The following is a 19,835-nucleotide window of genomic DNA, read 5'->3' on the forward strand; positions in this document are numbered from 1 at the left end:
CCAATTAACAAAACAGTCATGAATTTTACATATAATTAATAAAATTCCTGTTTTTGATGAATATAACTTATATCGTATCAAGTTAACCAACGCAATTATGTAAATATGTTAAAATTACGTTACAAAATACTGGAAACCAGCAACAAAAAAACCTCCTGTATTAATAGGAGGCTTGTGTTTTCACAAAATGGCAAACGATTGTTATTTACCCACTGGAACAGCTATTTCCTTAACTACTACAGAGGGTTCTCGAACTATCTTTTTTCCGTAGCGGGGTGTGATAGTCTTATCTGTATATTTTTCGTCTTTGTATTTGATATGCTCAATGATCACTGACACTTTTACATTTACATCAACGGGCTGCATAAGGTTATCATTCGCAAGTGCGATATTGAACTTGCCCTGGAGCTTATCGGCATCAGTAACACGCTTATAACCCGCAATGCCTTTGCCATTATCAAATGACCTGTAAGCTTTCTCTTCAAGGAACAGCTTATAATTCTGGTCATTTACCAATGCATACTCCACATCCTCCCCATTTACAGGCAGCATCAGGTTGGTTATCGCTCCGGCTGCTATTCCACCCAAAGGCGAAGTAAAATAGGATACTGCCCCTTGCACCGCACCGGTAATGAGTTTGCGGTTCTGCTTCCAGAATTCGTTGCTCTCCTCGCCTACACCCACCCAATAGGCCCAGGCAACTACTTTTTTGGTCTCGTCTTTACTTACTGTATTTGCCGGAAGTGAAAAGCTGAGGCCCGACCTTGTTCCCTTAAAACTGCTCTTGGCGTTAACCCGCTGGCTTTTGTCGAATACCATTTCCTCATACTTTTTTTCAGAAGCGATGACACGACGGGTTTTCTGTCTATGCAGTGTGTCGTAGCCCACGACAACGTCTTTTGTAACTGATGTCCACAACGTGTCCTGCACCTTTATCCATTTTACCGCTGTATTGAAGTTCTTAGTTTCCGATCGCTTCGGCACACGCTGTATGGTTACACGGCAGTTCCGCTTGCCTTTTGTGGTATTCACAAACTTAAACACGTATACCGAATTGCCCTGAACGGTAAATTCCTTTTTCTCTTCTTTTACGTTTTGGCCTTTATACTTCAGGGCGGCAGGATATTCGGTTACCGCAGCTTCGCTTATGGCGCTGCCATCAGCTTCTATGGTAAAGATGATCCTGTCGCCATCGGCAAAACCATACATGAGTTCTTCGGTTGCTCCGGGATTAAGTTTTATCTGCAGGTCGGCAACGGGTATCTTTTGCGCGAATGCTGTAAATGTACACAACAGCATCAATAGGACTTTATTCATCTGGGCTCTATAACTTTTTAGCTTCATTCCAAAACACATCCATCTCGGCCAGGGTCATGTCGGCGAGTGATCTCCCCATCTCACCTGCCTTGCTTTCAAGATATGTAAAGCGCTTGATGAACTTTTTGTTGGTACGTTCCAACGCATCTTCGGGGTTAATGTTGAGGAAACGCGCATAGTTGATCATTGAGAACAGTACATCGCCAAACTCCGACTCGATCTTTTCGGCATCCCCATTTTCTACCTCATCCTTAAACTCCTGAAGTTCTTCCTGCACTTTTTCCCACACCTGCTCAGGCTCTTCCCAGTCAAAGCCAACTCCCTTTGCTTTGTCCTGTATGCGGCTTGCCTTTACCAGTGCCGGCAGGCTTTTCGGCACGCCCTCTAACACCGACTTCTTGCCTTCCTTCAGCTTCAGCTTTTCCCAGTTTTGCTTTACCTGTTCTTCGTCCTCCACAACCACATCGCCGTAAATGTGCGGGTGGCGGTGGATGAGCTTGTCGCAAATCTCATTGGCTACATCGGCAATGTCAAAATCGCCGGTCTCGCTGCCAATTTTTGCATAAAAAACAATGTGCAGCAGTATGTCGCCCAGCTCTTTCTTTATCTCCTGCAGGTCGTTGTCCAGGATGGCATCGCCCAGCTCGTAGGTTTCCTCAATGGTGAGGTGGCGGAGGCTTTGCAGTGTCTGCTTTTTGTCCCACGGGCACTTGTCGCGGAGATTGTCCATTATGTCAAGAAGCCTGTTAAAGGCATCGAGCTGTTGCTGGCGTGTGTTCATGGTAAGAATTTTGGGTAAAATTACAAATAGCTACCGAAATATATTCCCTCCGGGAAATCAAAAAACTCAAAATAAAAAATCCTGCCTTTTGTTTCCAAAAAGCAGGATGAATTAATTATATAAGTAAGATGAATTATTCTTCAGCTTTTACCTCTTCGGCAGGTGCAGCTTCCGCTTGTGCCGGGGCAGCAGGCTTTTCTTTGCTTACCAGGCCTTTTGCCTGAAGCATGTTGTACCAGTTAAGGATCTTTTTGATGTCAGATGCGTAAACCCTGTCCTCATCAAATTCAGGAAGCACCTCACGGAAATACGTCTCCAGTTTGGCATTGTCTTCTTTATGCGAAAGCGCGGGGCCGTTGTCCTCTTTTTCGGCAATGGCACGGAACACTTCAGAAAGCTTGATCTCGCCGTCATAAGTATACACAGATATTTCAGAAAGAAGACTTACGTTGCTCCTCATACCCACGGTCATTTTCTTACCGTCGATCAGCGATTCGGCTACAAAGCCTGTACGCGTTTGCACTTTCAATTCGTATAGTCCCGGCTTGCCTGATATGGCTAATATTTTTTCAACACTCATTGTTCATTTTTTTAAGGATGGCAAATATGCGATCTTTGGTTTTAAAAACAAAAAATTACCTGCCTTTTTTGGCAATAAATTTCATTTTATAGTCGGGCCTCGTCTTGCCTTCCATAATGTTCTGCAACTTTTTCTGTATCAAACGTTTTTTTAGCGATGATATTTTATCGGTAAACAAAACGCCCTCAATATGGTCATACTCATGCTGTATAACCCTGGCTATCAAACCATCATACACATCGGTGTGCTTGTTAAAGTCTTCATCATAGTATTCGATGGTGATCCTTTCGTGGCGGTACACGTCCTCGCGCACCTCCGGGATACTAAGGCAGCCTTCGTTAAAACCCCATTCCTCGCCTTCTTCCTTCAGCATTACAGGGTTGATGAACGTTTTTTTAAAGCCCGCCAATTGTTCCTGCTCTTCTTTCGAAAGGTCTTCATCGTCACTAAAAGGCTTTGTATCTACAATGAACAAACGTATGGCAAGGCCTACCTGCGGTGCCGCAAGGCCTACACCGTATGCGTTATACATCGTCTCATACATGTCGGCAATGATCTGTTTCAGGTTCGGCATATCTTTAGCGATCTCTTCCCCCTTCTTCCTCAGCACCGGGTCGCCGTATCCTACAATAGGTAATATCATATCAAATATCTTTTAAAATAAGGCAATACGCAATTTTCCAAACGGCAAAAGTAATAAAAATAACAAGATAATTTAACCACGAATTACACTAATTCCGCAAATTCAATTCGCTGGTTTTTGACCCCTTCTTCCGGTTTTAGGTTTTCTTGGGAATTCATGACATTGATGGCTAAAGATCAACACTTAAATGCTAAAGTTTTGTGAGAATTCACTTCATGCCTTATCGAATGATTTAGCCATTCAGTACCTTTGCAGCACAGGCGATTTTTATGTTCGAAAAGATACGGGAATTTACCGACAGTACTAATTTTACACGGGCCGTAACCGTTACGGTAGCCGCGGTGCTGCCTGTGCTCATACTCGCGCAGTTCGGGCATTTCGAGACAGGGTTTGCCATGGCTATAGGGGCATTCCTAACCTACCCTGCTGACATTCCCAGCAACCTCCTGCACCGTGCAAAAGGGCTTCTTACAGCTTCGGTGATCGTAACAGGCTGTATGCTTGTAGTTAACCTGCTGCATCCTTATCCTTGGGTATTCTACCCGGTACTGACGGTGCTTGTCTTTTTTCTTTCCATGATCTCGGTATACGGTCAGCGCGCCACCATGGTCTCATTCTCGGGGCTGCTCGCACTGGCCCTTGCCTCGGGGCATATCCATACCGGATGGGACATAATGGTATATGTTGGGTTGGTTTTATCCGGTGGTTTATTTTACACGCTGGTTTCAGTAACGTTCAATTACCTCAGTCCGCACCGCTACACCGAATTGCAGATCGCCGAATGCATGAAGCTAACGGCAAAATACATGAAGCTGCGCGGCGACCTGTGGAATGCCGATGCCGACAGGGCTGCCATAGTAGAAGAACAGCTGAAATTACAGGTCGATATCAATACTACGCATGAGAACCTGCGCGAAATACTGATACGCAACCGCAGCAATGCCGGAAACTCCAACCGCAGCCGGAAAATGTTACTGGTATTCATTTCGCTAATGGAGGTTTTGGAACTTGCGTTATCTACGTCATTCGACCACAGCAAGCTTCACGATAAATTCAGCGGGCATAAAAAAGTGCTCAACACCTACCAGAACCTGGCTTATAACCTGGCTTCGACATTAAAGCGCATATCAAAAAGCATCAGCAAGCGCAAAAAATACATCTTGAAACATAACCTTACCGCCGACGCGGAAGCCCTTATAAAGGCTATTGCCGAATATGAGAAGGAGCTCGGAAAGGAAGCGGCATCCGAAGGTGTATGGACACTGAGCAACATGCTGCACTACGCCGAAAAGCAGATCGAAAAGATACGCATCATTGAGCGTACTTTTACCAATAAGATAGATCTCAAAGACCTGAAAGGGCGTGACAGGGATCTGGAAAAATTCCTAACGCCCGAATATTATCCCCTGCATACCTTAAAGGAGAACTTAGGCTTTTCGTCAACCATCTTCCGCCATTCACTGCGGCTGACCATTACAATTGCCATTGGCTTCATTATCGGGCTGGTCTTTAATTTTGAGAATACCTATTGGATATTGCTAACCATAGTGGTGATCATGCGTCCCGGTTACGGGCTTACCAAGCAGCGCTCCTTCCAAAGGATCGTAGGCACTATCACAGGAGGCATCATCGCGTTCGCCTTTCTCTCTATCGTGCACCATACCATCATCATTGGCACGCTGGCCATTGTGTGCATGATACTCGGCTTCGCGTTTACTGCCATCAACTACCGCATCGGGGCAACGTTCGTAACCATATACGTTGTATTTGTGTATGGTATGCTCAACCCTAACATTGCAGATGTGATCCAATACCGCATTGTAGATACCGCCGTGGGGGCAGCACTGGCATTTTTGGCGAACTACTTCCTGTGGCCCGCATGGGAGTTCATGAACCTGCCCGGGTTCATTAAAAGATCCATCGAAGCCAACCGCAACTACCTTGAGGAAATCTCCAGCTACTACAACCGCAAAGGCATAGCGACAACATCCTACCGCCTGGCAAGGAAGAACGCCTTTATCGAGCTAGGCAACCTGATGTCGTCGTACCAACGGATGTCTCAGGAGCCCAAATCAAAGCAAAAGCAACAGCAACAGGTGTATAAGCTGGCTGTGCTCAACCATACCCTTTTGTCATCGCTGGCCTCGTTAGGGACCTATATCCAGTCGCATAAAACATCCAAGGCTTCTGAGGCTTTTAATGTTGTGGTAAGTACCGTGATAAGGAACCTCGACCATGCGATCTCACTGTTAAGCATTGGCATACAGGCCGGCGAGGCACAGTTGGCAGAAAATGAGGAACTCGCCATGCGCTTTACCGAGCTGAAGAACATTCGTGCGCGTGAGCTACGCGAAGAACATTTGACGGAAGAAGAGGAATTCCGGCTTAAAATGGAAGAAGCCCAATTAGTTATTGAGCAACTGGTATGGCTCAACAGCCTTTCGGAAAAGATCGTAAAGGCCACGCGGCAATTGGAGTTAAAGTAGATTTACAAGATCGAAATGCAAGTATACGCTAATGACAAAAAAGATCCCGGAGAAAATCTCCGGGATCTTATATTTAAAGCCATACTTATTACTCCGCCAATCCCAGCACTTCGGCGCTATGGTGCCTAACCGCGTTCAGGGCGCTCGGGTTGTTGTTAAGCGACTGCCCGTAGGATGGGATCATGTCGCGCAGCCTGTTTTGCCATTCGGGGCTTTTCATTTGTTCAGGGAAGCAGCGCTCCATCAGCTCCAGCATGATGGATACGGCGGTCGATGCACCCGGCGAAGCACCCAGCAATACCGACAGTGAGCCATCTGCACTCGTGATAACCTCGGTACCGAATTCCAGTTTGCCGCCTTCCTTTTCATCCTTTTTGATCACCTGTACGCGCTGGCCCGCGACCTCCAGCTTCCAGTCCTCCATTTTCGCATCCGGAAGATATTCTTTCAGCGCTTCCAAACGATCTTCGGGACTTTGCATCACCTGGTCGATAAGGTACTTTGTCAAGGACATATTATGATAGCCTGCTGCCAGCATAGGCCCGATGTTATTGAATTGTATGGATGTCGGCAGATCGAAATATGAGCCATTCTTGAGGAACTTTGTACTAAAGCCCGCATATGGCCCGAACAATAATTCCTTTTTGCCGTTGATCATGCGCGTATCGATATGCGGTACCGACATTGGCGGTGCCCCCACCGATGCCTTACCATATACTTTGGCGTGGTGCTTCTCGATAACCTCAGGATTAATGCACTTTAACCACTGCCCGCTTACCGGAAATCCACCATAGCCTTTACCTTCGGGAATGTCGGCCTTTTCCAACAGGTGCAGCGAACCGCCACCCGCACCAATGAAGATGAACTTGCTGTACAGCCTGAACTTCTCCCCTGTCTGCAGGTTCTTTATCTTCAGTTTCCACTTGGGCGCTTTCGCCGAACGGCGCATGTCCTTTACCTCGTGGCTGAAGTGCAGGTTGACACCCGGCTGGCTGCTTAGCCAAGCGAACATGTCGCGGGTAAGCTCGCCAAAGTTCACATCGGTGCCGATTGACATATTTGTAGCCGCGATCGGTTCATTTGGGTCGCGCCCTTCCATTACCAGCGGCATCCACTGCCCGATAACGGCAGGATCTTCGCTATATTCCATTCCACTAAAGATCGGGAATTTTTGCAGGGCTTCATGGCGCTTTTTTAGGTATTCTACATTGTCGGCACCCCATACAAAGCTCATGTGGGGAATTGTTTTCACGAATTCTTCAGGGTTGCTTATCAGGCCCCTCTCAACAAGGTGTGCCCAGAATTGCTTAGACTCTTCGAATGATTCGGCAATTTTTACGGCCTTTGAAGTATCGATGCTGCCATCGGGCCTTTCGGGCGTGTAATTGAGCTCGCAAAAAGCAGAATGGCCCGTACCTGCATTGTTCCAGGCATCGCTGCTTTCGGCGGCTGCCACATCGAGCCTTTCGTAAATATCGATTGTAATTTCGGGCATGAGCTCCTTAAGGAACATGCCAAGTGTGGCGCTCATGATTCCTGCGCCTATAAGAACCACATCGGGTTCGTGCTTTATCGTTGCTGACATTTCGGGGTGTAAATTTGTATGTACAAATTTAGTTTCATTCCTCTTAAATTTTTCTTAATAGGAGCTGAAATGTATTGGTAATTAAATTTTTACCGAAAGTGAAGGAATTAGCGAAAATTTTTTCGTGATAAATAATCCTGTAGTAAAATTGTTGCCGAAATCTCATCAATGAGGGCCTTATCCTGACGTTGTTTTTTCTTCAGTCCGCTGTCTATCATTGTCTGGAAAGCCATTTTGCTGGTGAAGCGCTCATCCACCTGATCCAGCGGCATATCGGGGAACGTTTCCTTAAATTTTACGATGAATGCCTCGATCAACGGAGCGCTCTGCGATGGCTGCCCGTTCATTTGCTTTGGCTCCCCGATGAGTACCCGCTCTACCTTTTCTTTTGCAAAATAATTACGAAGGAAATCAATAGCCGTACCCGACTCAATAGTGGTAAGCCCGGAGGCTATAAGCTGCATTTCATCGGTTACTGCTATGCCGGTTCGTTTCAGGCCGTAGTCAATCGAGAGTATTCTCATAATTATTTCAGATTGTAGATTGTAGATTGTAGATTTCAGATTGAGCTTCACTCTTGCCGTCAATACTTAGGTTATGAGTGGCAAATCTGAAATCTACAATCTGAAATCTGAAATTTTTCCCATTCGCAAAAGTAACGGAAATTCTGCTTTGCCGTCGTTTTTATCCCACGATTCTTTTAGTTCATCACGGATAAGGTCTACAGGGTGCGTACCGTTCTTCCTTATATAATGCTGTACGGCCGACCAGGATTCAATGTAGCCCAGCAGGTGCTCAAACGACCAGGTAAAGGTTTCGGAAAACTGTTTCGTTTTAATTTCCTGAAACGGGAACGGTATGGTTTGGTAATTTTCATCAACATACCTGCGCTCGGGATCCCAATAGTCGCCCAGGATATCTTCGTGCAGGTGATGGATGAGACGGTCGCTTTCGGGATTGGTAGAGAAAAGCCCATAGCCTGTTACCACGAACAGCCCGTCAGGTTTCAGGATGCGGTATACCTCTTTATAAAAAGCTTCAAAATCGAACCAGTGAATGGCCTGCGCCACGGTAATGAGGTCGAACATTTTATCACCAAACGACGTTTGCTCTGCCCTTTCCATCTTATAAATGATGTTATCTGCAGGAATGGCATTATCCAATTGCTTTTGGCTTATGTCGGTTGCATAGACCGTATTAAAATGCTTTGCCAGCTTTACCGCAACCTGCCCATTGCCGGTAGCAACATCCAAGGCTATCTCTTTATCTTTTACGAAAGAAGCTATGTGATCAATGAATTCCTGTGAGTAATTGGGGCGGTAAGCGGCATAGGTTTTGGCCTGTGCGGAGAAGTTATCTTTCATTATCCGATATTTACGATAAAGATAAAAAATATAACAAAATGAGGCTTCGCATTGAAAAATATTTGTACTTTGTCCCAAGAAATTGAAACGGCTTTATAACTCTGTATTGTTATCTTTGCCGAAAATCAGCAAACACCATGAACGCCCTTCAACCCATTATAGAAAAGGCCTGGGAAGACCGAAGCCTCCTCCAGAATGAAGAAACCACCAATGCCATACGCGAAGTTATCGAGCTGTTAGACACAGGCAAACTGCGCGTTGCCGAACCTGTAGAAGGCGGCTGGCAGGTTAATGAATGGGTGAAAAAAGCAGTGGTGATGTACTTCCCTATCCAAAAGATGGAAACCCTTGAGGCCGGCATATTCGAATACCACGATAAGATGCCGCTGAAGCGCAACTATGCCGAAAAAGGCATCCGTGTTGTGCCGAATGCTGTGGCACGCCACGGGGCATATATTTCATCGGGCGTGATCCTGATGCCAAGCTATGTGAATATCGGTGCTTATGTTGACGAAGGCACTATGGTAGATACCTGGGCCACTGTGGGCAGCTGCGCGCAGATCGGCAGGAACGTACATCTTAGCGGTGGCGTAGGCATAGGCGGTGTACTGGAACCGCTTCAGGCAGCTCCGGTGATCATTGAGGATGGCGCGTTCATCGGCTCCCGCTGCATTGTGGTAGAAGGCGTGCGCGTTGAGACCGAAGCCGTGCTTGGCGCCAATGTGTGCCTTACCGCTTCGACCAAGATCATCGACGTGACCGGCGATACCCCTGTAGAAATGAAAGGCGTTGTACCTGCCCGCAGCGTAGTGATACCGGGCAGCTATACCAAAAAATTTGCCGCAGGCGAATACCAGGTACCGTGCGCCCTCATCATTGGCAAGCGCAAGCAGTCTACCGACCTGAAAACATCTCTTAATAACGCTCTAAGGGAATATGATGTAGCGGTTTAACCATTGCTTATGAGTGAACTCAACACAAGAATATCTGCCCTTGCGATCGTCTTTAACGAAGAGCACAACATAAGGGAGTACCTGCAAAACATGTCGTTTGCCGACGAGATCGTTGTTGTGGACTCCTTCAGTACCGACCGTACACCCCAGATCATAAAAGAAGAATTCCCCCATGTGCGCTTTTACCAGCGCGTGTTCGACGATTTCTCCTCACAGCGCAACTACACAATAGGCCTGGCCGAAAACGACTGGGTAATGTTTTTTGATGCTGATGAGCGCATAACTGAAAAAGGCATTGCCGAGATCATTTCGGCAGTGAACAGCAAACCCGAAGAGGTGGCATTTTGGGTTAAGCGCATCTTTTATTATGAAGGCAGGCCTTTAATTAACAATAGCCTGAATGAAGACAGGACGGCAAGGGTTTTTCGTAGATCGATGTGCCGTTACAGTGACAAGCTGGTACACGAGCAGCTAAGCATCAACGGGAAAAGCCGGGTCCTCAAGCATGCCATCCACCATTACTCCTTTAAGGATAAAGAGGACTTTTTACAAAAGCGGCTGCAATACTCCAAGCTGAAGGCCAAGGAATTCTACAAAGACGGGATAAGGCCTAATGTTTTCCACTTTACTGTGCGTCCTGCTTTCCGATTTTTCAAATATTACGTACTGAAATTCGGCTTTGTCAATGGCAGGAGGGGTTATGAGATAGCCTCGATACTGGGCCATCATGTATACATGCGCTATGTATACCTGAAGGAGATGTATGCCGCCGAAGGCAAAAAGGTGCTGGTCATACAGCAAAAGATGATCGGCGACGTGCTGGCCAGCAGTGTGATATGCAATATCCTGAAGGAAAGCTGCCCCGACTCGCGCGTGGACTATATGGTACATGATTTTACCCGCCCGGTCATCGACAATAACCCGAACATTGATAATATCGTTGTTTTTAAAGAAGAATACCGCAAGAGCCGGATCGCACTGTTCAAATTTGCATGGCGCATCCGAAAGGCAAAATACGATGCCGTGATCGATGCGTACAACAAATGGGAAAGCGGTATCATAACCCTGTTCTCCGGAGCAGAGACCCGCATAGGTTTCAAAAAATGGTATACCTCCTTCTTTTATGACAAAACGATACAGCCCGACTGGAAAGCGCCGAATTCGGCACTGGTACACCGCATGCAGCTGGCTGAAGCGCTTACAAATGAAAAGCATCCGGTAGTATATCCTAAAATATACCTTACCGAAACCGAGGTCAGCAATGCCAAAAAGCTGTTGGCTGAAAGCCTCGACACATCACTGCCTGTGATAATGATCAGTGTGATGGGAAGCGACGATATAAAGAGCCTTCCTGCACATGAAATGGCTGCTGTACTCGATCTTATCGTTGCTGACAGCAATGTACAGCTGCTCTTTAACTACTTGCCAAAACAAACAGATAAAGCCACAGAGATATACAACCTTTGCCGTCCCGGAACGCAGCAGAAAATATTATTCGACCTGTATACAAAAAGCCTGCGCGAGTTCATTGCAGTGCTTTCTCAGTGCGATGCATTAGCAGGCAATGAAGGCGGAGCGGTAAACATGGCCAAGGCGTTGGGTGTGCCTACCTTTACCATTTTCTCACCGTGGATCAACAAAGGATCGTGGAGCATGCTTACGGATAACGAAACACACATTGCAGTACACCTGCAGGATTTTTACCCTGAAATATACGGCGACAGACATCCTAAGGAATTCAAAGAGAGGTCCCTTGAGCTCTACCAAAAGCTGAAATTGAATTTATTTAAGGATCAGTTGCTGCGTTTCCTGAAGACAAACATCAAACAGAAGGTTAGGGCATAAAAAGGTCAGCCACCAATTACATAGATCGTATCAATTTTCAGGCGGGGATCAGCCGCAACCGTAGAATTAGTGGAATTTATGCAATTCGTGGCAAAAATATCGTACAGCCTTTACAAGCAGTATCACTCCACAGTAATACCCGGCTCTTTCACAATGCCATAAGGTGTCCACTTAATCTTTTTTTCCTTTACCTCTTTTCGGATGGCCAGGTTAGCTGCCAGTGATTCGGGGGTTTTATAGCCGCGTGCGTGGTCCAGATGCAGGCATACGGCCTTGTGGCGTATCTGCTTGCCTTTTACGCCGATGTTTTCCAGGCGTTCGCCGAACTCACGGTCCGGGCCGCCGTATTTCATCCTTTCATCATAGCCGTTAATGGCGATCATGTCTTCACGGAAACCTGACGAATTACAATTATTAAAAGATGGCGTTGTCGTTGTAACGGTATCGAGCACGGCACCCAGAACAGGGCCGGCAGTTAGTTTTAGGGTTTGCGAAAAGCCCAGCTTGTCCTGCTTTTTCAGCCAGTCCACATCAAAGCAATTCTCATTCAGAATATCTTCTTTAGTAATGGCCTCGCTTGCTTTCATGGTAAGCTTGCAGTACCCTCCGGAAAGAAATTTTCCTTTCTCGGCAAACTTGGCGTGCACTTCCACAAAATCTTTGCGCGGTATGCAGTCGCCATCGGTCATGATGATATACTCGTTGGCAGCCTCCATAATGGCAATATTCAGTATCTCCTGCCTGCGGTAGCCTTTGTCCTCGTGCCACAGGTGGCGCACAGGAACAGGATAGTTGGCAGCATGACGGTCGATAAGCTCTTTTGTTGAAGGGCGTGAACCGTCATCGGCAATAATAAGCTCAAAATCTTTGTAGGTCTGGTTGCTGTAGCCGATAAGGACATTCTCCAGCCATTTTTCTGCATTATATGTACTTACTATAACTGATATTTTCATTTTTTTCTGAGGTTCTTAGTTGCTGTGGCTTTTCATTAATAATGCAAGTACCTTTCGCAGCCGCAAAGATAGTTAATTTGTTTTTTTTCGCAGGCCCAGCTTTTCCTTGATGCGGCGCTTGCGGTGAAAACGGTTGCTGAAATACTGCGTGTACTTTACCATCAGCGAAAGCACCTCATCATAAGGCCTGCCGTACAGCTTAGCATATTCATCGCACATTACCTCTACCAGGCGCATTTCGGGAGTAAGTTTCGCCATATTGACCACGCGCTGTTTCAGCGTCATTTTACTGCTGTGGAAATTCATCCGGTTCAGGTCGACAAGGAAAAACCCGTACTTTTCATGACCTGTTTTTTTGATCAGCGTATTACCGGGCGTATGGTCGAGGAACTCTATACCCAGCTCGTGCAGCTTAAATGTAAATTGCGTGAACTGGCGCAGAATGATCTCGTGTTCCGGATAATCGGGTATCTCGATCAGCTGTCGGAAGGTAAGGTCGGCCTCAAGCTGCTCGCTCATGTAGTAGCTGTCCTTTAGTGAAAACGGCCCTTTGTTCTCAAAATAGGCTATGGGCTGTGGTGTGCCGATGCCTTTTTCCAATAGCCTGTTGGCGAACTCGTACGAGCGTTGCGCTTTTCCTTTTCGGAAAAAGCGGTATACCAACTTGTTAAGGATATTCGGGACTTTGAAGGACTTAACGTTAACCGTCATGTCTCCAAGCGGGAACAGCTTGATCTTGTTGCGCTTGCCTGCAATGAAAAGAACACCTTCAGTCTCAAAATTCTCAACAATATGGACTATTTCTTTTGACTGCGAAAGGAATTCAGGATGGACGGCATTCATCATCGGCAATTGCAAATTTTGTACAAAAGTAACCATTTTGCATTTTACACTTCAAATAATTGCGCTATTTTTACCGAAATTAAGCATCACATCTCATATATGACAACCACATAGAAACATAGGATCCATTGTTTTTTTTAGCTGACCGGAGGTAACATATTTCCACATAGGTGAAGCTACGCTTCATACTTTGTGTACTTAAACATCCCTTTTCAAGGCTTTTAAAACCTATATGTCTATGTGGTTAGAATAAATCAGATAGTAATTATCAACCTAAGCCGCACTATGTTCAGCCATTACCTCATCACCCGCTTTAACCTGAAAAACCCAAAGTGGGACGTTACAAAAAACAACGAGACCCTCCTTACCGATGAGTGGCTGGAGCACAGGCTGTGGCTGTTCGAGAACTTTTGCTTTCCCTCTGTCGCGGCACAGGTAAATAAAAACTTCCAGTGGCTCATCTATTTCGACGTGACCACACCCGAAACCTACAGGCAAAAAATCGCATCCATCATTGGCAATCAGCCAAATATAAGGCTGTTTTACATCGAGGGCATGCCGGCTTTTTACCCCGAGATACAAAAACTCATCACCGCCGAAACGGTTGGAAAACCCTATCTCATTACTTCCCGCATTGATAACGACGACTGCATCCGGAATACCTTTATCGACGAGGTGCAAAAGCAGTTCGACAGTCAGGATTACCTTGCCATCGACGTTATAAAAGGCTATTCGTTGCAAATAAAGCCTGTGATCATGCTTGGCAAGAAAGAACATATCTTCAACCCGTTCATCAGCCTGATCGAGAAGAACGACAACCCTACCACCGTGTGGGCCAACGACCATAACCACTGGAAAAAAGAAACTCGCGTAAAACAGGTGAACAACAAAAGGCTATGGATGTCAATCATCCATGAGAAGAACAAGGTGAATGAGTTCGACGGCTATGGCAATATCACATGGGGCGATGTGAAAAATGACTTCATCGTGTCCCAATCGATGCAAGCGACCATAAGCAGCGGTATCCTGCCCCACTCTGCCTGGTGGTGGACCAGCTTTAAGAACGGGCTTTACGTGAACTGGGTGTTATTCAACAAAATGCTGAAAAAGGCATTAGGTATTTACAGGTTGAAAGGGAAGTAGTTATTTCCCTCTCTAACCGTAAAGAATATATTATTTCAAATTTATCTTCGTGGCAATTTTATCAGATCGCCCATTTCCTTGTTCAGCCTTTCCACACCAAGGCGCTTAATGCCTCCTGTAGGGAAAAAGGTCATTTCGCCAAACAGGGTTTTACCACTAACAGAATACAGGTCGACCCGCACAAAAATAAAACCTTGAGAGAGCTTTACCGCCACATCCCTCATCTCATCGAAATTAGAAGGTTTTGGTATATCGGTCACTAAAAAGCTCTTGGTGATATTCTCCGGCCATACTTTTTCCCAATCCATGGTATAATAGCATTTCTTATCGGTACCATTCTCTTCGACCTTCACCAAAACATATTCCGGCCTCCCGTTAAAACAATAGAATTTATAATCGATGATAGAGCCGTCGGCCAGTCCGCTCAGGTATTTTTCGGCAAGTATGCGGGGTTGGATGTCCTTGTATATGCGTTCCCTGCTTTTTTTATAGTAATTATCGGCTAGCCATTTGTTCAACTGTTTTTTGGCTTTGCGCCAGTCAAGCCTGCTTTTCTTTTTTACAACAATATTGGTGCCCGAGGCGTGGGTACACTTAAGCACAAAACTCTCCGGCAGGTCATTAAGTTCTATTTCTTCCGGATGCTCGTAAACGCCATAGATCTCATTAAGCACGCCCTCTCCTACCTTGTCCTTCACATATTTGCGCACTTCATACTTGTCCGCAAAATCTTTGTAGGCTTCGGTATAATAAAACAGCTTTAGCCACTGTATCTTTTCGGTAAACTCCTTCGGGTCCTCTATATCCAGCTTTCGCTCATTTTTGAGATAGTACTGGGCCTTAAGATACTTCACGTCGTTATTTGAGCCTTTAAGAAAATCGACATAAAAGCGGTAAAATTTCCTTTTGAAAAAGTTCATGGTTATTTTTTGGAGGCGGTTAATACTTCGTTGAGCTCGTTGAACATTTTTTTGGCGATAACTTCCTTCGTAAAATTATTCTTCAGGAATTCGTAGCCACTATCTGTAAATTTCTTTTGTAATGCATCATTATAGAGCAGTTCCTGCACCTTGTCCGCAAATGAAGCAGGGTTGCCTACTTCGGCCATTAGCCCTGTCTCTCCCGGAATAAGCACTTCACCTATGCCGCCTGCATTGTTGGCAACGATAGGCACACGGCATGCGTAGGATTCCAGCAACACACCGCCCGTAGGCTCGTTGTTGGAGGTGAATAGGAACAGGTCGAACTCTGGGAGCACCTGCGGAATGTCCTTTCGGAAACCTGCCCAGATAATGTCATCATAGACCCCGAGTTCCTGCGCCAGGGCCTTGACTTCGGATTCCTGCGGACCGTCGCCAATAATGATGTAAGCCGCCTTAATACCTCGGCTTTTCAGTTCAGACACTGTACGCACCCAGGTAAATAGGTCCTTCATGGCGGTAAAGGCCGCAATGTTCCCTATGATCTTCAGGTCCTGCGGAATGTTGAACTCTTTTCGCAAGATCCCGGTATCAATGTGCTGGAACTTATTAATGTCGGTCACGCTGCCCACTACACAAAGCTTGCTGTGGTCTTTCACGGCATATTTTAGCACTTCGACCACCGGCTGCGATACGCAGATGATCTTTTTGATGCCTTTGTAATTATATTTCCATTTGCGGAGGAAGTTGGTATCCACTCTCTTGATAAGCGTACGGCACAGCACAAGTGGGATCTTCAGTCCATATAATAACGATGACAAAACAGCCAGTGTATGCGACTCGCTGTTGTGGATAAATACGATATCAGCCCTATTTTCGTCGGCTATTTTTTTCAGCGCTTTTGCAAATTTGAGGTCGTACTCGCCGGTGTAGTCCAATGCGATAACCTGCATATTCTTGCTCAAGGCCACTTTATGTATCTCGGAATCCCTCACGCACACGATCCATTGGTCCTCTACATAGCCAAGATCACGGAACGCCTCATACAAATAGATGATCTTTTGCTCGTGCCCGCGCCAGCCTTTGGATGCCGTAACCTGTAGTAACCTCATACATCGTTTTTAGTTGCGCAAATGTAGTGAAATCAGTCTGCCTGAAATACAACAAAAAGCAAAGGAATTGTTTTTTAATGGCGTTGTCTATAAAGTTTCTATATTTTTGTTTTGTAAATTCAGTAAAATGGTAAAGTTCCTCGACCTGCAAAAAGTAAACCTCCTGCACCAACAGGAGACCGAAGCCCGGCTGCTAAAGGTTTTCCGGAGCGGATGGTACCTTTTGGGCGACGAGGTAAAGCAGTTCGAAGCCAGCCTTTGTGAATACACAGGCTGCAAAAATGCGATAGGAGTTGCCAACGGGCTGGATGCATTGCGCCTGATAATCAAAGCCTATATGGAATTAGCTGTAATGAAGGAAGGTGACGAAGTGATAGTACCTGCCAATACCTACATTGCTTCGATACTTGCAATAACCGATAACTGCCTTGTGCCTGTTTTGGTGGAGCCGGACATTGACACCTATAATATCAATATATCCAAAATAGAAGCCGCTATAACTTCTAAAACGAAAGCCATCATGATCGTGCACCTCTACGGACGTGTGGTATTTTCTGAAGAACTGAAGGCATTGGCACAAAAGCACGACTTAAAGATAATAGAGGACAATGCACAGGCCATTGGCGCGGAATGGAACGGGATAAAAACCGGCAACCTGGGCGATGCGGCGGGTTTTAGCTTTTATCCGGGCAAGAACCTTGGTGCGCTGGGCGATGGCGGAGCGGTTACGACCAACGACGACACATTGGCCAAAACCATAAGGGCGCTGGCGAATTACGGGTCGGAAGAGAAATATGTGAATAAATACCAGGGACTGAATTCGAGGCTCGATGAGATACAGGCTGCCGTGCTGGATGTAAAGCTGCAGTATCTTAATGAGGAGAATGAAAAGCGCAGGGAGGTGATGAAATATTATTTGGAAAACATAATTAATCCTGATATCATCCTTCCACAGCTCCCTGAAAATGAAAAAGAACACGTTTGGCATCTGTTCGTCATTCGCACCATAGAACGCAACAGGCTACAGGAGTATTTAAAAGATAATGGCATACAAACGCTCATCCACTACCCTATACCGCCCTACAGGCAGGAGGCCTACCCTGAACTTCATCATTTATACTTTCCGATCACCGAACAGATCCATGAAGAGGTTTTAAGTTTGCCGATAAGCCCGGTGATGACAAATGAAGATATTAAAAAAGTGGTTGACACACTAAACAATTATAAATGAGCACACCCGATATAAATACCGAAGTACACAACGCCTTTGAGGCAATAAAAAATGGCGGCATCATCCTCTATCCTACCGATACGGTTTGGGGCATTGGCTGCGACGCGACCAACCCGGAAGCCGTAAAAAAGATATACGCACTGAAACAGCGAGAGGAAAGCAAAAGCATGATCGTACTGATGAACAGCGACCGCATGATGCACAATGTATTTAAGGAGATCCCCGAAGTAGCATGGCAGATACTCGACCTGAGCGAAAAACCCACCACCCTGATACTCGATAACCCGCGCAACGTGGCCCCGAACATTATTGCTGAAGACAAGACCCTCGGGATACGTTTAGTAACAGAACCTTTTTGCTTTAAGTTGATGGAACGCATGAAAAAGCCGCTGGTATCGACTTCGGCCAACATCAGCGGGAGGCCTACGCCCACTTCTTTTAAAGAAATAGACCATCATATTTTGGACGGCGTAGACTATGTCGTAAATTTGCACCGTGAAAAAGTATCTGCAAAACCTTCGGCCATCATTAAGCTGGGGAATAATTTGCAGGTAAAAGTGATTCGACCGTAAATGGAAAACAAAACTTCATACAAGGAAGCCCTTACCAATAAAATTTTCAGCATTACCTCGCAGGCCGCTAAGGAACTTGACGTAAAAAGCTACGTGGTAGGCGGCTTTGTGCGCGACTTGCTGCTAAAACGCGACTTTAAAAAAGACATCGATATTGTGGCCGTTGGCAGTGGTATTGACCTGGCTCAAAAGGTTTCGTCGCTATTACCTAGAAAACCGAAGGTACAGGTATTCAAGACTTATGGTACCGCTATGCTCAAATTTGAGGATATCGACATTGAATTTGTTGGTGCACGCAAAGAATCGTATACCGAGGAAAGCCGCAACCCACATGTGGAGACCGGCACGCTGGAAGATGACCAGAACCGACGGGACTTTACCATTAACGCAATGGCGCTTTCGCTGGATGAAAATAACTTTGGTGCATTGGTAGATCCATTCAATGGGATTGGCGACTTAAAGGATAAAGTCATTCGCACGCCCCTGGACCCTGATATAACCTATAGCGATGACCCGCTCCGAATGATGCGCGGCATCCGCTTTGCGACACAACTTAACTTCACCATTGAAGAGGGATCGCTAAAGGCGATCGAGCGCAATAAAGAGCGCATAAGGATCATATCGGGCGAGCGCATTGTGGACGAACTAAATAAGATCCTCTCGGCTCCTGTACCATCCATAGGTTTTTTGCTTCTTCACCAAACGGGACTGCTAGACATTATCCTGCCCGAACTTACCGCATTGAAGGGGGTTGAGGAAGTGGAAGGCCAAAAGCACAAGGACAACTTTTACCATACCCTCGAAGTGGTAGATAACATAGCGTCCAATACTGATGATGTGTGGCTGCGCTGGGCCGCACTGCTGCACGACATCGGCAAGGCACCCACAAAGAAATTCAGCAAAAAAGTAGGCTGGACATTCCACGGGCATGAATTTGTGGGCAGCAAGATGGTAAAGAAACTGTTCGAGCGCCTGCACATGCCGATGAACCAAAAGATGAAGTTCGTATCGAAGATGGTGATGCTGAGTTCGCGTCCCATTGTATTGTCCGAGGACGTTGTGACCGACTCGGCCGTACGCAGGCTGGTGTTTGATGCAGGTGAGGACATTGAGAGCCTGATGACACTGTGCGAGGCTGACATCACGACAAAGAACCCGAATAAGTTTAAAAAGTACCATAACAACTTCAAGATCGTACGCCAAAAGATAGTAGAGGTAGAAGAACGCGACCATGTGCGCAACTTCCAGCCGCCGATCACCGGAGAAGAGATCATGGCAACATTCGGGCTTACCCCCGGCAGGGAGATCGGAACATTAAAAGAGGCCATCAAAGAAGCGATACTTGAAGGCGAGATCCCCAACGAATATGAAGCGGCCCACAAATTCATGCTGGAGAAGGCCGGGAAGATGGGGTTGCAAAAAAAGTAGCAAAGTTTCAAAGTAGCAAAGTTTCAGAGTTTGAATTGTTGTAAAATTTAAATTAGTAATCTAATAACTAATACTAAAT

18 protein-coding genes are annotated in these 19,835 nt (G+C 46.0%); 7 read left to right on the top strand and 11 right to left on the bottom strand.

Going from position 1 to position 19,835, the window contains the following annotated elements; translation table 11 throughout:
- Positions 1-201: 201 nt before the first annotated feature.
- The 4 genes from ACT6R0_RS13095 to def form a co-directional block, all read right to left on the bottom strand.
- Positions 202-1,317, bottom strand: coding sequence for a hypothetical protein (locus ACT6R0_RS13095; protein ID WP_444654414.1), 1,116 nt, complete (start codon positions 1,315-1,317; stop codon positions 202-204).
- Positions 1,318-1,324: 7 nt separating this feature from the next.
- Positions 1,325-2,098 (bottom strand): nucleoside triphosphate pyrophosphohydrolase, encoded by a 774-nt coding sequence (mazG, locus tag ACT6R0_RS13100; protein ID WP_444654412.1) that lies wholly within the window; start codon positions 2,096-2,098, stop codon positions 1,325-1,327.
- Between the two features lie 133 nt (positions 2,099-2,231).
- Positions 2,232-2,678 carry a DUF5606 family protein gene (locus tag ACT6R0_RS13105; protein WP_444654411.1) on the bottom strand — a complete coding sequence of 149 codons (447 nt, stop codon included), beginning with the start codon at positions 2,676-2,678 and terminating at the stop codon, positions 2,232-2,234.
- 55 nt (positions 2,679-2,733) lie between these two features.
- Positions 2,734-3,321, bottom strand: a complete 588-nt coding sequence (gene def / locus ACT6R0_RS13110) for a peptide deformylase (protein ID WP_444654409.1) — start codon at positions 3,319-3,321, stop codon at positions 2,734-2,736.
- Positions 3,322-3,590: 269 nt separating this feature from the next.
- On the opposite strand from def, the gene ACT6R0_RS13115 reads away from it, so the two are divergent.
- Positions 3,591-5,807 (top strand): FUSC family membrane protein, encoded by a 2,217-nt coding sequence (locus ACT6R0_RS13115; RefSeq protein WP_444654408.1) that lies wholly within the window; start codon positions 3,591-3,593, stop codon positions 5,805-5,807.
- Between the two features lie 88 nt (positions 5,808-5,895).
- Here ACT6R0_RS13115 and ACT6R0_RS13120 read toward each other — a convergent pair whose 3' ends face one another.
- From ACT6R0_RS13120 to ACT6R0_RS13130, 3 genes are all read right to left on the bottom strand, one after another.
- Positions 5,896-7,392 (bottom strand): malate:quinone oxidoreductase, encoded by a 1,497-nt coding sequence (locus ACT6R0_RS13120; RefSeq protein ID WP_444654407.1) that lies wholly within the window; start codon positions 7,390-7,392, stop codon positions 5,896-5,898.
- A 107-nt stretch (positions 7,393-7,499) separates the two neighbouring features.
- Complete coding sequence (gene ruvX / locus ACT6R0_RS13125) at positions 7,500-7,919, bottom strand: Holliday junction resolvase RuvX (RefSeq protein WP_444654518.1); 420 nt, start codon at positions 7,917-7,919, stop codon at positions 7,500-7,502.
- 90 nt (positions 7,920-8,009) lie between these two features.
- Positions 8,010-8,756, bottom strand: coding sequence for a class I SAM-dependent methyltransferase (locus ACT6R0_RS13130; protein ID WP_444654405.1), 747 nt, complete (start codon positions 8,754-8,756; stop codon positions 8,010-8,012).
- A gap of 137 nt (positions 8,757-8,893) precedes the next feature.
- Between ACT6R0_RS13130 and ACT6R0_RS13135 the strand changes: the two genes are divergently transcribed.
- Together ACT6R0_RS13135 and ACT6R0_RS13140 are read left to right on the top strand one after the other, a co-directional pair.
- Positions 8,894-9,709 carry a 2,3,4,5-tetrahydropyridine-2,6-dicarboxylate N-succinyltransferase gene (locus tag ACT6R0_RS13135; protein WP_444654404.1) on the top strand — a complete coding sequence of 272 codons (816 nt, stop codon included), beginning with the start codon at positions 8,894-8,896 and terminating at the stop codon, positions 9,707-9,709.
- Positions 9,710-9,718: 9 nt separating this feature from the next.
- Complete coding sequence (locus tag ACT6R0_RS13140; protein ID WP_444654402.1) at positions 9,719-11,554, top strand: glycosyltransferase family 9 protein; 1,836 nt, start codon at positions 9,719-9,721, stop codon at positions 11,552-11,554.
- A gap of 122 nt (positions 11,555-11,676) precedes the next feature.
- On the opposite strand, the gene ACT6R0_RS13145 is transcribed toward ACT6R0_RS13140, so the two are convergent.
- Positions 11,677-12,507 (bottom strand): glycosyltransferase family 2 protein, encoded by an 831-nt coding sequence (locus tag ACT6R0_RS13145; RefSeq protein WP_444654400.1) that lies wholly within the window; start codon positions 12,505-12,507, stop codon positions 11,677-11,679.
- A gap of 72 nt (positions 12,508-12,579) precedes the next feature.
- The gene (locus tag ACT6R0_RS13150; RefSeq protein WP_444654399.1) at positions 12,580-13,353 is read right to left on the bottom strand and encodes a lipopolysaccharide kinase InaA family protein; all 774 of its coding nucleotides are present in this window, start codon (positions 13,351-13,353) and stop codon (positions 12,580-12,582) included.
- Between the two features lie 237 nt (positions 13,354-13,590).
- Between ACT6R0_RS13150 and ACT6R0_RS13155 the strand changes: the two genes are divergently transcribed.
- Entirely contained in the window at positions 13,591-14,493 is a 903-nt protein-coding gene (locus ACT6R0_RS13155; RefSeq protein ID WP_444654398.1) for a glycosyltransferase, read from the top strand.
- A 41-nt stretch (positions 14,494-14,534) separates the two neighbouring features.
- On the opposite strand, the gene ACT6R0_RS13160 is transcribed toward ACT6R0_RS13155, so the two are convergent.
- Together ACT6R0_RS13160 and ACT6R0_RS13165 are read right to left on the bottom strand one after the other, a co-directional pair.
- Entirely contained in the window at positions 14,535-15,413 is an 879-nt protein-coding gene (locus tag ACT6R0_RS13160) for an ATP-grasp fold amidoligase family protein (protein ID WP_444654397.1), read from the bottom strand.
- Positions 15,414-15,415: 2 nt separating this feature from the next.
- Positions 15,416-16,525, bottom strand: coding sequence for a glycosyltransferase family 4 protein (locus ACT6R0_RS13165; RefSeq protein ID WP_444654396.1), 1,110 nt, complete (start codon positions 16,523-16,525; stop codon positions 15,416-15,418).
- Between the two features lie 127 nt (positions 16,526-16,652).
- Here ACT6R0_RS13165 and ACT6R0_RS13170 point away from each other — a divergent pair, with 127 nt between their 5' ends.
- From ACT6R0_RS13170 to ACT6R0_RS13180, 3 genes are read left to right on the top strand one after another with little or no spacing between them, the layout of a single operon-like run.
- Positions 16,653-17,756 (top strand): DegT/DnrJ/EryC1/StrS family aminotransferase, encoded by a 1,104-nt coding sequence (locus ACT6R0_RS13170; protein WP_444654395.1) that lies wholly within the window; start codon positions 16,653-16,655, stop codon positions 17,754-17,756.
- On the top strand, positions 17,753-18,328 hold the full coding sequence (locus ACT6R0_RS13175) for an L-threonylcarbamoyladenylate synthase (RefSeq protein WP_444654394.1): 576 nt from the start codon (positions 17,753-17,755) through the stop codon (positions 18,326-18,328). Before ACT6R0_RS13170 ends, ACT6R0_RS13175 begins: the two co-directional genes overlap by 4 nt.
- Positions 18,329-19,756 carry a CCA tRNA nucleotidyltransferase gene (locus ACT6R0_RS13180; RefSeq protein ID WP_444654392.1) on the top strand — a complete coding sequence of 476 codons (1,428 nt, stop codon included), beginning with the start codon at positions 18,329-18,331 and terminating at the stop codon, positions 19,754-19,756.
- The last annotated feature ends 79 nt before the right edge of the window (positions 19,757-19,835 follow it).

It is taken from the genome of Flavobacterium sp. (assembly GCF_052437795.1).
Lineage (GTDB): Bacteria > Bacteroidota > Bacteroidia > Flavobacteriales > Flavobacteriaceae > Flavobacterium.